The following is a 14,469-nucleotide window of genomic DNA, read 5'->3' on the forward strand; positions in this document are numbered from 1 at the left end:
CTGCCGAAGGAATTGGCACTCTTGGTATGTTAATCAACTTCGTTGTCACTTGGAGCGTTTCTCGACTCACACCACCTCCACCACTGGAAGTCCAAGAGATGGTTGAAGTACTACGAACCCCTGGTGATGAACCACCAGCAATTGAGGAACTGGATGAAGATCATCTGGATTAGTAGGTAGGGGTGTTTCATTCCCTCAAACAAGTAAAATTTGCAAGTATTGAGGGAATTGAATAATTGTGGCAAATCTCTCCAAAGACAGAGCGATCGCTTTCTATTTGACCTCTTGCACGAATATTTGATAAGGAGGAATGAACCGCAAAGGCGCGAAGGACGCAAAGAAAGAAAATTTAGTGCAGCCGCACAGCGCGCGCGGTCTAGGCTATTTTGTCATTTGGCATCAAGCCAAGACGGCAAGTAGTCTCACCAATTACCCATTACCCATTACCAATTACCGACCCCAACGGATAATATCAGTGTTCAAACGGATATGATATGAATGGATTACCGTTGAGCGTGGGGAACTTACGGTGAGTTAGTTAGAATTAGTTAGATGTCTCCATGCTTAGTGTTTTTTCGTTATGACCATGCACAATTCTATAGATTTCCAAGACGTATTTGATGTCATCGTCGTTGGTGCTGGTCACTCTGGTTGTGAAGCAGCGCTTGCTACCGCACGCCTTGGTTGCCGTACCATGCTGTTGACACTCAACTTAGATAAAATTGCTTGGCAACCTTGTAATCCAGCAGTAGGTGGGCCTGCTAAATCTCAGTTAACCCATGAGGTGGATGCACTTGGTGGAGAAATAGGTAAGATGGCAGACCGTACTTACCTGCAAAAGCGGATTCTCAATTCTTCGCGGGGTCCTGCGGTGTGGGCATTACGCGCCCAGACTGATAAGCGGGAATACGCAGCGGTGATGAAGGGTATTGTTGAGAATCAAGAAAATTTAACTGTCCGCGAGGGGATGGTTACTGATTTAGTGCTGGGTGCTAATGATGAGGTTATTGGTGTTCAGACTTATTTTGGTGTAGGTTTCCAATGCAAAGCGGTAATTCTGACAACTGGTACATTCTTGGGTGGCAAAATATGGGTTGGTAATAAGTCGATGTCAGCGGGGAGGGCTGGAGAATTTGCTGCTGTCGGGTTAACGGAAACTCTACAGCGTTTGGGCTTTGAAACTGGGCGCTTGAAAACAGGTACGCCGGCACGAGTGGACAAGCGGTCTGTAGATTACAGCAAAATGGAACCCCAGCCAGGGGATACGGATGTGCGTTGGTTTAGCTTTGACCCCCAAGTGTGGATAGAAAGGGAACAAATGCCCTGCTACATGACGCGGACAACAGCCGAAACTCATCGTCTGATTCGGGAAAATCTCCACTTGTCGCCGGTGTATGGTGGTTGGGTAGAAGCGAAAGGACCGCGTTATTGTCCTAGTATTGAAGATAAAATAGTACGCTTTGCTGATAAGGAAAGCCATCAAATTTTTATCGAACCGGAAGGTAGAGATATACCAGAACTCTATATTCAAGGGTTTTCTACAGGATTGCCAGAAAACTTGCAATTGCAAATGTTGCGCAGTCTTCCTGGTATGGAAAACTGTATCATGTTACGTCCGGCTTATGCTGTGGAGTATGATTATTTACCTGCGACTCAGTGTTTTCCCACGCTGATGACAAAAAAAATTGAGGGGCTGTTCTGTGCCGGGCAAATTAACGGTACGACTGGCTATGAAGAAGCGGCAGCCCAAGGAATTGTGGCAGGAATTAATGCGGCAAGATTTGTGCGGGGAGAAGCAATGATTGTGTTCCCGCGTGAAGAAAGTTACATCGGTACACTAGTTGATGATTTGTGTACAAAAGACTTGCGGGAGCCTTACCGGATGTTAACTAGTAGGTCAGAGTATCGTTTAATTTTACGCTCTGATAATGCTGATCAACGCCTGACTCCTTTGGGAAGGGAAATTGGTTTGATTGACGATCGCCGTTGGGAATTATTTACCCGCAAGCAAGCAAATATTGCCGCTGAAAAAGAACGGTTGCACAGCATCCGGGTGAAAGAACATGATGAAGTTGGCAAAGCGATCGCTCAAGCCACAGGACAAGCAATTAAGGGTTCGATTACCCTCGCTGATTTATTACGACGTCCTGGATTTCATTATACAGACCTCAATGTCTACGGACTCGCAAATCCCCACCTCAACCGTGCTGAAACAGAAGGGGCAGAGATTGATATCAAGTACTCTGGTTATCTGGCGAGACAGCAAAATCAAATTGAGCAAATTGCTCGTCAAGCCAATCGCCACTTACCTCCAGATTTAGATTACGGAGCAATTGATACCCTTTCTAAAGAAGCACGGGAAAAGCTCACCAAGGTAAAACCGTTGACCATCGGTCAAGCAGCACGGATTGGTGGTGTGAATCCGGCTGATATTAACGCTTTGTTAATTTATTTAGAATTGCGTAGAACAAAGACGGATACTGAGTTTTCAGCTTTAGCTTCCCAACAAACTTTATGAAGCAGGAGTATAGTAGTAGGGTATATCAGGGTATAGTTGAGTATGATTGATGACATCAGTATATACTGAGAATAATCATCTAGCTTCCTGACTCCAGTCGAATTTAATACCAAATCCCTCATTAACTCGTCTAACTAAGACGGGATAATAGACTTTTGCTCCCAGATCAGCACCAGGGCTAACAAAATATAGGGGAAAGGTTAAAGGGGAAAACTAGATGATGGGGGGATGGGGAGATAGGGGGAAATTTCCACCCCACCTGCCCACCTCTCCATCCGGTAGACTTTATCCTTTCCCAACTTCTACAAGAAGTCTATTGGTTCGCTACGACGAAGCTAAAACTGAAAAATCGCTATGTCTCAAGAAGCCAGTACCAACCTCATTATTCCAGAACCATCAGAGGAATTAATCGCCATTGAACCTTGGACGATAGATACCTACGCAGATGGTTTTATGGATGATCTATTTGCCGAAATAGACTCAATTTTGGATAGTAGTGCCAATCTACCTTCGCACACGGTGCAGCAAACAAACCCGATGCCGCCAGTTGTTTTGCCAAATCAACCGTGGCAAAACATACAAACAGTAACGCACTACAGAAACAACCCGAATGCAGTGGTGGTGAATACTGCTCCTGTCAGAAAAGTTGTGAAAAGAGTACGCCCAAAATCACGACACTGGTTCAGTCGGATGCTAAGTGTAGGAACAAACTTGGCAGTGGCGATCGCTAGCATTGTCTGGTTAATGAACTCTGGTTTGTTCCACCGCTTCAGATTAGCATCTTTCCAGCAAGCCTTAGAAGCACCCCAACCGAAACTGCCCACAAAGGCAGAAATAGAAGCAGATTTTGTGAATTATATGTTGGGTTCGCTTGCTGCCATAGACAGACAAGAAGCGAAAACCAAAATCAAACCCATCAACGTTGCACTCACACCAGGAGTAACAACTAACCGCACAGCCTTAGCTTATGTCAGGAATGACCAACCTCCTCCCAGCCTACCACCAGTTTTGACCGCTAACAATACATCTCCTGCTCCGACTTCTACTTCTACGAACGTTGTTGAGCGAATTTATATCCCTGTTTATAAAGCGCCATTACCAATGCGCTATGTACCTCCAAAAGTTTCTGGCATTAGTAACACTTTGCCACCACTGCCATCTGCCGTGAATCAAAAGACAACAAATACCTCTAAACCACCATCCGTTGTCAAACCCTCTGCAAATAGTGGGATTCAACCAACTAAACCTGCAAATGTCTTAGCAGTAGTGCAACAAAACCTGAAACCCGTAGATATAAAAACAGCACCAATTACAGTTAGACAAGCACCTAAAGCAACGCTACCGTCTTTGTCAACTTCGTTAAAACCTGTACAACAACCTACAACTACAGCACCGCAATCACAACCAACACCAATCAAAGAAGTCACAGCTATTGCATCTGCTCCTACTCCTGCCTATGTTCTTGAGGGATTGCTAGAGTCAGAGAATAAATCCAAATCTGCTGCTTTATTTCAAATCGATGGTGTAACTCAGCGCGTTGGTATTGGTGAAAGCATCGGTTCTAGTGGTTGGACACTAGTAGATGTTGCAAACAAAGAAGCAATCATCCGCCGCAACGGCGAAGTGCGATCAATTTTTGCTGGACAGAGATTTTAGTTAATATATATCATGTTCGCTTGAATACCTATACTGTCGCGTATGCTGGTAATAGGTAATTGGTAATCCGTAATGGGAAAAACTAATGACCAACAGCCAAGCATAATATCGTAAGCAGTTAGTCGAACTTGATATAAGTTAGTGTGAACAAATGGCTGGTTAAGGCTGTGAGTAGTTAGTAGGTAAAAACAACTTCCAATTTCCGTCTACACCTTAACACAGTAATATCTTTCGCCTTTTGTGCAAACCAGACAAGGGCACATCATCTTGAAACTGAAGTTTAATTCGACAAAAATAAAGCTACTAAACTGTCCTAATTCAAAGATTCAAATGCAGAAAAACTCCACGACCATTTGGGTTGAAAAACGCTATGTTTTCACGGAACACTCAACCAAATAGTTTATCAAATTAATTGATTCTTACACTTTTAACGAGACTCTAATTTAGTAACTCGCTTCTCTAATCCTTGGACTTGGCGCTTAACTTCGACTACTAATGTCGCCAGTCTATCAAACATTTTATCTTTTTCTTGTTGGGAAAGATTTCGTCGGGATGGCGACGGAGTTATGGTTGTTCTGGGTAATGAAGAAGGACGATTTGATAACTGGGATTGGAGTTGATTTACTTCTGACTGCAAGCGATTAAAATCAGCTTCTAAATTGTTAAGTCGAGATTCTATTTGTTGCGATGCGGCAGGATGAGAAAACAAACCACCCCAAATAAAAATAAACGTTAATATTCCCAGAGAGATTAACACCCCGATTCTTTTCATTGCTTTGCTATAGTGACAATTATATCACTACGTTAGCGCATGTCATCGCATAATCGGGCTGGCATGATGATGGATTAAGTACCATTTTCCTCCCAAAAATTCAAAAATATTTGTAGCAAGCGATCGCGCTTCGATTTTCCTACCGTTTATCACTTGCATCACATTTTCTACTAACACAATATAGGCAAGATGATCGCGTATCTCTACACTAATTATCTCGGCATTAATTTCAATATAAGGAGTATTTTTAAATATCTTCTGCCAAGAGGTAGAAATTGCTTTCCAACCCCGGAGTATATCCCAGCCAGGGTGAACACAAAGACTACCAGTTCCTTGAGACCAAACTGCACTCATAGCCTCAATATCTTTTTTTTCAAACGCCCGATAAAAAGCATCATTCACAGCTAAAATTTCAGAATTATTTGTCATTTTTCATTGGTTAGTAGTTAGTTGTTAGTAGTTAGTTGTTGTTTAATACTTACCCCTCACACCCCTCACACCCCACCCTTACGGGAAGCCGCTACGCGTCTACACACCCCTCCCCATCACCCCATCACCCCATCACCACATCAGAAACTACTTTCCACTTTTCACCACACCAATGGTTTGCAATAATTGCTTGGCGGTGAAGGGTTTAGATAAAAAGGCTTTGACACCGATGTCGGCTGCGGCGTTTACCTTTTCGGTGGAAGCCAGTCCACTGACGGCGATAATTTTGACGTTGGGATTAATTTTTTTCAAGGTGCGGATGGTTGTCAGTCCATCCATAGATGGCATGAGCATATCTGTTAATACTACAGATATTTCGTCACGATGTTCTGCATAAAGAGCGATCGCTTCAATACCATCGCTAGCTGTGATTGCTTTATAATTGTGGGTTTCTAGGGATGTTTTGGTGATGTCCCGAATCGAATCTTCATCGTCAACGACCAAAATTAATTCACCATTGCCGGTGGGTAATTCTTTTTCTGGTTCTTCTAGACTTTCTGGTGTCTGTTGTGCTGGTAAAAATACTTTAAATTGGCTGCCTTTACCAACTTCACTATAGACATTAACAAAGCCGCCATGACTTTTGACGATTCCTAGTACTGTAGAAAGACCTAAACCAGTTCCTTTGCCAAATTCTTTCGTCGTATAAAATGGCTCAAAAATCCGGTCGAGGATTTCCGGGGCAATACCCACTCCTGTGTCAGCAACAGTAATTGCTACGTAAGCCCCTACTTGGGCATCTAAATGCATTCTGGCATAGTTTTCGTCGACTAAAAAATTTTCTGTGGAGATTGTTAAATTACCACCGTTGGGCATAGCATCACGGGCATTGACACATAAATTCATCAGTACTTGATGCAGTTGGGTAGCATCACCATATATAGTCCAGAGATTTGGAGGGATAGAGGTAGAAACGTTAATGGATTTCGGGAAGGTTTCTCTAATTACTTGCTGGATTTCTCGGACTATGTGCTTGAGTTGCAGCAAGGTGCGATCGCCTTCCATCCCCCGAGTAAAAGATAATACTTGTTTAACTAAATTTGCTCCCCGTTTGGCATTACTAATTAAAATTGGTAAAAGTCGCTTACTGCGCTCATCATCTAGTTGTGATTCTAAAAGTTGCGCTGTCATCAATATTGGTGCTAGGACATTGTTCAGGTCATGGGCAATACCACTAGCCAAAGTACCTATACTCTCTAATCTTTGGGCGCGTAAAAATTGTGATTCTAATAATTTTTTTTGGGTAATATCAGTATTTACAACTAAAAAACATTGGGTTGTGTTGTCAAAATCTTTTACGAGTGTCCAACGGCTTTCAACTGTAATCTCCTGACCCGTTTTTGTTATTTGCTGTAATTCACCTTCCCAGGCACGATTTTTCATTAGAATCGAGAGGGCAGCTTGTAATTTTGATAAATCTTTTTCTTGCCAAAGTTCTGAGGCTTTTTTACCAATAGCTTCTTCTTTTTTCCATTTGTAAAGTAGTTCAGCAGCTTTATTCCAAAATAAAATTTTTCCTTCTAAATCTTGGACAAAAATAGCATCAGTTGCTACATCTAATAAAGCGGCTTGTTCTCGGATTTTTTGCTCATTTTGTTTACGTTCTAGGGCATAACGAATCGAACGTTCTAGTAAAGGTGCTGCTAACTGACTTTTTTCCAGATAATCTGCGGCTCCGGCTTTCATCGCCTCGATGTCTATTTCTCTGTCTCCCTGACCGGTAAGAAAAATAATCGGAGCTGTACAGCCATGATCAACAGCTTCACGTAATAATTCTAGACCGTTGCCATCGCCTAAACGGTAATCTACTAGATAAACATCATACTGCCCAGAGGCGATCGCGTCTCTGCCTGCTTGATAATTATCTACCCATTCCAATGTACAGGTAGCTACTTGAAATTCTTTAAACCAATCGCGAGTTAATATATAATCATCCTCATCATCGTCAATCAGCAGAACCCTGATTAAGTTGTTTTTCATTGCTGCCTCCCACGCTTATAGCGGCAGTTCTACAATTTCAAACCAGTACTTTCCTATAGTCTTCATTACTTCTACTAAGGCGGCAAATGTCACCGGTTTAATGATGAACGAATTTGCTCCCAAATTATAGGTACGATAGATATCTTCCTCGGCTTTTGAGGTAGTGAGTACCACAACGGGAATTGACCTTAGTTCTGGATCATTTTTGATTTCCCTAAGTGCTTCACGACCATCTTTTTTCGGCATATTCAAATCTAACAAAACCAGACCAGGACGAGGTGAAATATGAGGATCAGCATATCGGCCGTGCCGATACAGATAATCCATTAACTCTTCTCCATCCCGAACGATCCGTAGCTCAATGGTCAAGCGACTTTCTGCTAATGCTTCACGAACTAACATACAGTCGTCCTCATCATCATCGGCCATTAAAATAGTGACGGTTGTTTGCCGACCCTTCACCCTGCATTTTCTCCTTTATGAGGTTTCTTAGGATTAATTCATTATTAAATTGCAACAAATAAATGGGTAAAAATGCAAAACTGCTAATTATCATATGGGGTATGATAAACCCATTAGTAGCAGAAAAAATCAAGAGTGAGGATGAATAGGCAAAGTGACGATAAATTTTGCCCCTTGTCCTGGTTCACTCCTGGCGTTGATGGTCCCTTGATGACGCTCAACTATTTTGCGGCAGATTGCTAACCCTATACCAGTGCCATCATATTCACTACGACCATGTAGGCGCTGAAAAACGTTAAAGATACGGTCTAAGTATTTCTCATTAAACCCTATACCATTATCTTCCACAATGATTTGACATTGTTCAGCACTGACATGTTCTGGATCATACAGGAGTTGGCTGTAGATTTTCACAATAGGCTGTATTTCTTTTTGATGAAACTTCAGAGCATTACCAATGAGATTCTGCAATAATTGTCGTATTTGCAGCGGGTCGGCATCGATCACGGGTAATTCTCCGATTTCTATAGTTGCTCCGGTTTGCTGTATGCTAATTTCCAAATCAGACAACACTTCTTGGGTAACCTGTAAAAGATCCACCGCCACAAAAGGCTGCGCTCTGGTGGTAACTCGCGAAAGGGTCAATAGATCTTCTATCAATGTCTGCATCCGACGAGCAGCATTTTGCATTCTTTCTAGATAGTCACGTCCTTGTTCATTGAGGACATCACCATAACTAGCTTTCAGGCGATCGCCAAAGGTTTTAATTTTCCGTAGTGGTTCTTGCAAGTCATGGGAGGCGACAAAAGCAAATTCTTGCAGTTCTTCGTTAGAACGGCTGAGTTCCTGTCGTTGTCTGGTTTCTTGTTCTAGGAGTTTAGCTTGGGCGAGGGCAATACCAATTTGATCTGCTAGTTGGCGCAACAATTCGGTTTCCCACTCATTCCAGTAGCGGGGATGGGCGCACTGATGGGCAATCAACAGCCCCCAGAGTTGATCTTGCATGATAATGGGCACAACTAGGTTAGCTTTAACTGATAATCCTTGGAGAAATTCCACATGACAAGGTTGGATATCGGCTTGGGTAATATCTTCAATAGCGCTAATTCGTCCCCGGCGGTATTTTTCGATGTAATCTTCTTGAAAGCAGGGATCAACAATGTTTCGCCCCAAAATCATGGGTGTACCAGGAACCACGGCTTCTTTTACTACAGTCCCAGAACCATCAGGACGTAATCGAAAAACTACTACCCGATCTGCACCTAATAGCTTTTGGACTTCTGTGACGCTAGTTTGCAGAATGTCATCGATTTGTAATGATTGGCGAATTTTGAGAGTGATATCAGCAAATAACCGCGATCGCATGTTTTGCCGTTGTAATTCTTCTTGTACCCGTTTGCGATCGCTGATATCCATCATGGCACCGATCATGCGGACAGGATTACCTGCACGGTCAAGAACAACGTAACCGCGGTCAAAAATGTGTGCGTAGGAACCATCAGCACGACGAAAACGATATTCGTTAGACCAAAATTGTTGTCTACTGTCTATAACAGCGTGAATATCAGCAATAATTCTCTGTCTGTCATCTGGATGTATGCATTCATACCACCAATTAGTATTATTCCTACTTTCTTCTGGTGGATAACCAAACAATGTTTGGACATTTTCATTCCACCACACTTGGTCGGTTGACAAATCCCAGTCCCATACCACGTCAGTGGTAGCACGGGCAAGGATTTGAAAACGTTCTTCACTTTGATGTAATTTTTCCTCTGCTAGCTTACGTTCGGTAATATCTGTATGGGAACCTACCATCCGCACAGCGTTACCATCTTCATCCCACAGGGCTTGACCGCGATCTAAAATCCATTTGTAAGTACCGTCTTTACATCTAATGCGGTATTCACTGATGTAAAAAGGAGTTTTTTTATCAAAGTGGTCTTGAATCACTCGTCTCACCCAACCAAGATCATCGGGATGCACTCGGCTTGACCATTCATCCAAGTGGTTGGAAATCTCTTGTTCTTCGTAACCAAGCATTTCTTTCCAGCGTGTGGAAAAGAAAACTTCATTGGTTTTGACATTCCAATCCCAAATGCCATCATTACTACCCTGCACAGCTAATTGCCAACGTTGCTCACTTTCTTTGAGGGCTTCTTCAGCTGTCTGGCGGGCGATCGCTGTTGCTAGAACATTGGCAGTGGCTTGTAAAAAGTAAATATCATCTTTGCTAAAAGTACGATATTTGGTTGTATGGGCGCCTAAAACACCAAAAGCACGGTCTTTACCATGAATAACGACACTGAGGCTACTAATTAATGGCTGTTCCTGAAAAAACGGTGAGGAATTGAACCGTGTTTCTGTGCGCAGGTCTTCTACAATCACTGGTTCGTTAACTTTGAGAGTGTAGCCAGCTTGAGAATTGTTTCCAGCTTGGATAGTTGCCTTTCCCACTAGTTGTTGTTGCCAACCTACTGCTGCTCGCAACAGTAGTGTGTTGTTATCTGGTAGCAGTTCCCAAGCTTTGCTATACTCTACTTTTAGACACTGGGCAACAAAGGTGACTGCTTGCTGCATCAGGGAGGTAATATCTGTGCCAGCTAGTGCCTGTTGACTGAGTTCTGCTACTAGAATCTGCTGTTCGGTTTGTTGTCGTAGCGCCTGCATGGCGTGACTAGCTTCTAAAAGACGCTGCACTCGTTGACGCAATATTGGCCATTTCACAGGTTTGGTAATAAAATCTGCCGCACCTGCCGCAAAAGCCTTTTCTATAGATTCTTGGTCAGTAAGACCTGTAACCATTAATATAGGAGTGCGATCGCCACCAGGAAGGCTTTTTAATTGGGCGCAGCAGGTAAATCCATCCATCCCCGACATCAAAACATCTAGTAACACCATGTCTGGTTGCTGTTGAGTATAAATAGCTAGGGCCTCTTCACCACTACTTGCCTCTAGTACTCTATATCCTGCTGTTTTTAACAATTCATGTAACTGTTTACGTACACAATGGTCGTCATCGACAACCAAAATTAAATTAGTCATTTTTTAAGAGTCAATGATTAATAGTCAAGATGTTTAAAATATTTTGATAAAAAAATTAATATTATTTTTTTACTTATTCCATTCTATGTATTTTTTGCTTCTTTTTCTATTACTTTCTGCATCAGATAAGCATTTTGCTAACTTATAATTCAACATCAGATGACAATTGACTATTGACTATTAACTACATGTAATGTTTTTAATAATTCCTGTGCAGTATAGGGTTTTGGTAAGAAAACTGTACGCTTTGTATTGTTATTTAGTAAAATTTGTTCACCTGTTGCCAAGCCACTCACAGCAATAATACGTAAAAGCGGATTCATTTTCCGCAATGTGTTAATAGTGGTTGTGCCATCCATATTTGGCATCATCATATCTATAATTGCTGCACTAATTTTGTCTTTGTGTTGGGCATACAGTGCTACTGCTTCAATGCCATCACTAGCAGTGAATACTTTGTAGTTGTGATTTTCTAAAGAAGTTGCTGTAATCTCTCTGACGGCGACTTCATCATCTACAACCAAGATCCATTGTCCTTGACCTTTTGGCATTTCTATGTTTTCTGATGGTGCTTCAGTCTGTGTTGGAACTGCTGGTAAAAATACTTTAAATTTTGTACCTTTACCAAGGGTACTAGACACAGTGATAAAACCACCGTGACCTTTGACAATACCCATGACTGTTGAGAGTCCCAGTCCTGTACCTTTACCAAACTCTTTGGTTGTGAAAAATGGCTCAAAAATTCTGTCTAATATTTCTTGAGAAATGCCGACTCCTGTATCAGTGACTTTCAGGACTATGTAAGAACCAACTTTTGCATCTAAATGCATTTTGGCATAGTTTTCATCAATGACAATATTTTGAGCAGCAATTGTGATCTTTCCACCAGTGGGCATGGCATCACGCGCATTGAGGCACAAGTTCATTAATACTTGATGTAGTTGGGTACTATCTCCACAAACGCTCCACAAATCTGCTTGAATTTCAGTGTCAACAGTAATTGATTTGGGAAATGTTTGTTCGACAATTTGCTTCATTTCCAAAATCAGGTGTTTGACTTGGAGAACAGTGCGATCGCCTTCTATCCCCCTTGCAAATGACAGTACTTGCTTCACTAAATTTGCACCACGCTTGGCATTATTTTCTACTATTGATAAGATTTGGCTATCGCGTCTGTCTTGGGATTTAGCTTTTAATAGTTGTACCGACATCAAAATTGGCGATAAGACATTATTTAAATCATGAGCAATGCCACTAGCAAGAGTCCCAATACTCTCCATACGTTGGGCGCGTAAAAATTGTTTTTCTAGTTCTTTTTTTTGGGTGATATCTGTATCAACTATCAGAATGGATTTTGGTTGTTGATGTTCATCTCTTACCAGTGTCCAACGACTTTCAATGATGATTTGTTGACCAGATTTGTGAGTTTTTTGTAATTCTCCTTGCCAAAAACCGTGTTCTAAAACTGTGTTATTAATTTCTCTTAGTAGTGATAATGGTTCGTGAGCAAAAAGTTCATCAGCATACTTACCTATAGCTTCTTCTGATTGCCAGCCGTAAAGGTTTTCTGCACTTTTATTCCACAGTAAAATCTGATTAGATAAATCTTTCAGAATGATGGCATCAGTGGCAATATCGAGTAAAGCTGCTTGTTCGCGGACTTGTTGTTCTGCTTGTTTGCGGGCAGTGATATCCTCAAAAATATATAAACGTCCAAAATATTGATCATTAACGTCGCGGACTTGGGTTGAGAACCGCCGTATGATTCGCCCATCGGTAAATAAAATTTCGTCTTCAACAACACAGTGGTTGTCTTCGCTTTGTAAGGGTTTACAGGACTCAGCAAAAGCGGGAATATCTGCTATTAATTGTAGACAATCGGGTATGATATCCTGATTCTTTAATTGACGACGTTCCATCAATGGTTTGAGGTGTTGGATACCCCAAATTTCACAAAATCGATCATTGAAATACAAAATATTGTCTGTACGATTATCGACAACATAAAATGCTAGGGGTGAAACGCTAGTCATAGAACGTAATAGGGCTTCTTGCCAGCAGAGATGTTCTTCGGCAAGTTTGCGATCAGTAATATCTTCTACTACATAAGCAAATTGTGGAGTGCCGCCACAACAGGCAGCAATTGGTGATACTGTACTTCTAAGCCATTTTTTACCCTGGGGGTGATCGTGAGCATATTCAAAGCTGACAGGTAATTTGGTATATTCAGCCTCACGATAATAATGTATCCACTCATTCACGGACTCTTTTGGTACACCTAACTCACTAGCAAAGCGATTTTGCATCGCTTCTGGAGTTAGCCCAAAAAATTTGGCACTAGTCGCGTTATCAGAAATGTGCAGTATATCATTACCTCGGAGTTCAACAACTCCCATCATCATAGGGGCACTGTCATAGAAACTACGGAGGGTAGATTCGCTCTGCTGTAGTGCTGTTTGTGACTGTTTATATTCCTTTTTAATACTGACTAATTCGGAGAGATTTCGTCGTAATTCTAATTGCCTAATAACTAAGCGGCCAATAGCTTGTAGTGCTTGTATTTGTTCTGAGGTAATTTCACGGGAAATGTAATCAACTACACAAACAGTCCCAATTGCTTCTCCCTCTGGTGCAAACAAAGGCACACCTGCATAAAATCTGACATGTGGTTCCGAGGTAACTACAGGCGAGTTGGCAAACCGTTCATCAGCCAAAGTGTCAGGGACAATCAAAATATCCTTCATTTCTATACAAATAGGGCAGAATCCCATCTCTCTTGGCATTTCTCCCACCGATAATCCCACTTTAGCCTTGAACCACTGACGCTTAGCATCAATAAAATTAATCAGAGCGATCGGTGTTTGGCAAATTTGAGCCGCTAAAAACGCCAAATCGTCAAACACTTGTTCTGGTAAAGTGTCTAGAATTTGATACTCATGAAGAGCTTCAAGCCTCTTCACTTCATTATTAGGCACTAAAGTTTTCATGAGATGTTTTCCCACTATTCCTGATTTACGGCTTGCCTTCGTGTAACCTATGGCTGTTGAAATGACTGAAGTAGGGCGGTAAGAAATAAAAGAGCGACATCAGTCATGAGTGTGTTTGCAACTGCTATACACAAATACCCTAACGGGAAAATTGCTTGCTAATTCACCTTACGATTACTTTAAGTTGGTAGTTTAGTTCAAGTTACTATCCAGCCATCTAAATTAGAGACAATTAGACAACTTTGTCACTTCAACTATAGTAATATGCCTTAGGGGAGATGACAAAATAATTATTAAATTGGGTAAAACTACTTAAAAAATCCAAAAATTGCCCAGTTATAAGCACTTTTGTTATGGATGATCTTTGGATAAAGCTGACATAAGCTGGCAACAACAGGATCAAAGATACTTACTATGGGTGTAGGGTAACTGATAATAGTTGGTGGTTGGTTGTTAGTGGTGAGTCCAGCTCCCCAAAAAGGCGGTTACCGTCACGTAGACACCTAGACGCGTAGTGGCTTCCCGTAAAGGTAGGTTGGTGGTTATTTCTCTACTTCGCC

Annotated in this window: 8 protein-coding genes; 2 read left to right on the forward strand and 6 right to left on the reverse strand. The window is 41.8% G+C overall.

Going from position 1 to position 14,469, the window contains the following annotated elements:
- The first annotated feature begins 580 nt into the window (after nucleotides 1–580).
- Both mnmG and NIES592_RS05840 read left to right on the forward strand, forming a co-directional pair.
- The gene (mnmG, locus tag NIES592_RS05835; RefSeq protein WP_073555179.1) at nucleotides 581–2,518 is read left to right on the forward strand and encodes a tRNA uridine-5-carboxymethylaminomethyl(34) synthesis enzyme MnmG; all 1,938 of its coding nucleotides are present in this window, start codon (nucleotides 581–583) and stop codon (nucleotides 2,516–2,518) included.
- A 354-nt stretch (nucleotides 2,519–2,872) separates the two neighbouring features.
- On the forward strand, nucleotides 2,873–4,174 hold the full coding sequence (locus NIES592_RS05840) for a type II secretion system protein N (RefSeq protein ID WP_073555180.1): 1,302 nt from the start codon (nucleotides 2,873–2,875) through the stop codon (nucleotides 4,172–4,174).
- 427 nt (nucleotides 4,175–4,601) lie between these two features.
- Here the strand turns inward: NIES592_RS05840 and NIES592_RS05845 are convergent, their stop codons facing one another.
- From NIES592_RS05845 to NIES592_RS05870, 6 genes are all read right to left on the reverse strand, one after another.
- A complete protein-coding gene (locus NIES592_RS05845) occupies nucleotides 4,602–4,946 on the reverse strand; it encodes a hypothetical protein (RefSeq protein ID WP_016868919.1) in 345 nt (114 codons plus the stop codon).
- A gap of 42 nt (nucleotides 4,947–4,988) precedes the next feature.
- A complete protein-coding gene (locus tag NIES592_RS05850) occupies nucleotides 4,989–5,375 on the reverse strand; it encodes a nuclear transport factor 2 family protein (RefSeq protein WP_062243508.1) in 387 nt (128 codons plus the stop codon).
- Between the two features lie 147 nt (nucleotides 5,376–5,522).
- Nucleotides 5,523–7,415, reverse strand: coding sequence for a hybrid sensor histidine kinase/response regulator (locus NIES592_RS05855; protein WP_073555181.1), 1,893 nt, complete (start codon nucleotides 7,413–7,415; stop codon nucleotides 5,523–5,525).
- A gap of 15 nt (nucleotides 7,416–7,430) precedes the next feature.
- A complete protein-coding gene (locus NIES592_RS05860; protein WP_178379479.1) occupies nucleotides 7,431–7,877 on the reverse strand; it encodes a response regulator in 447 nt (148 codons plus the stop codon).
- Between the two features lie 129 nt (nucleotides 7,878–8,006).
- On the reverse strand, nucleotides 8,007–10,922 hold the full coding sequence (locus NIES592_RS05865; protein ID WP_073555182.1) for a PAS domain-containing protein: 2,916 nt from the start codon (nucleotides 10,920–10,922) through the stop codon (nucleotides 8,007–8,009).
- Nucleotides 10,923–11,092: 170 nt separating this feature from the next.
- Complete coding sequence (locus tag NIES592_RS05870; protein ID WP_073555183.1) at nucleotides 11,093–13,909, reverse strand: hybrid sensor histidine kinase/response regulator; 2,817 nt, start codon at nucleotides 13,907–13,909, stop codon at nucleotides 11,093–11,095.
- Nucleotides 13,910–14,469: the final 560 nt, after the last annotated feature.

It is taken from the genome of Fischerella major NIES-592 (assembly GCF_001904645.1).
In the GTDB taxonomy this organism is placed as follows: Bacteria; Cyanobacteriota; Cyanobacteriia; order Cyanobacteriales; family Nostocaceae; genus Fischerella; species Fischerella thermalis.

Coding starts and splice junctions, on each gene's coding strand:
- mnmG (WP_073555179.1), top strand. CDS start 581: ATGACCATGCACAATTCTATAGATTTCCAAGACGTATTTGATGTCATC.
- NIES592_RS05840 (WP_073555180.1), top strand. CDS start 2,873: ATGTCTCAAGAAGCCAGTACCAACCTCATTATTCCAGAACCATCAGAG.
- NIES592_RS05845 (WP_016868919.1), bottom strand. CDS start 4,946: ATGAAAAGAATCGGGGTGTTAATCTCTCTGGGAATATTAACGTTTATT.
- NIES592_RS05850 (WP_062243508.1), bottom strand. CDS start 5,375: ATGACAAATAATTCTGAAATTTTAGCTGTGAATGATGCTTTTTATCGG.
- NIES592_RS05855 (WP_073555181.1), bottom strand. CDS start 7,415: ATGAAAAACAACTTAATCAGGGTTCTGCTGATTGACGATGATGAGGAT.
- NIES592_RS05865 (WP_073555182.1), bottom strand. CDS start 10,922: ATGACTAATTTAATTTTGGTTGTCGATGACGACCATTGTGTACGTAAA.
- NIES592_RS05870 (WP_073555183.1), bottom strand. CDS start 13,909: ATGAAAACTTTAGTGCCTAATAATGAAGTGAAGAGGCTTGAAGCTCTT.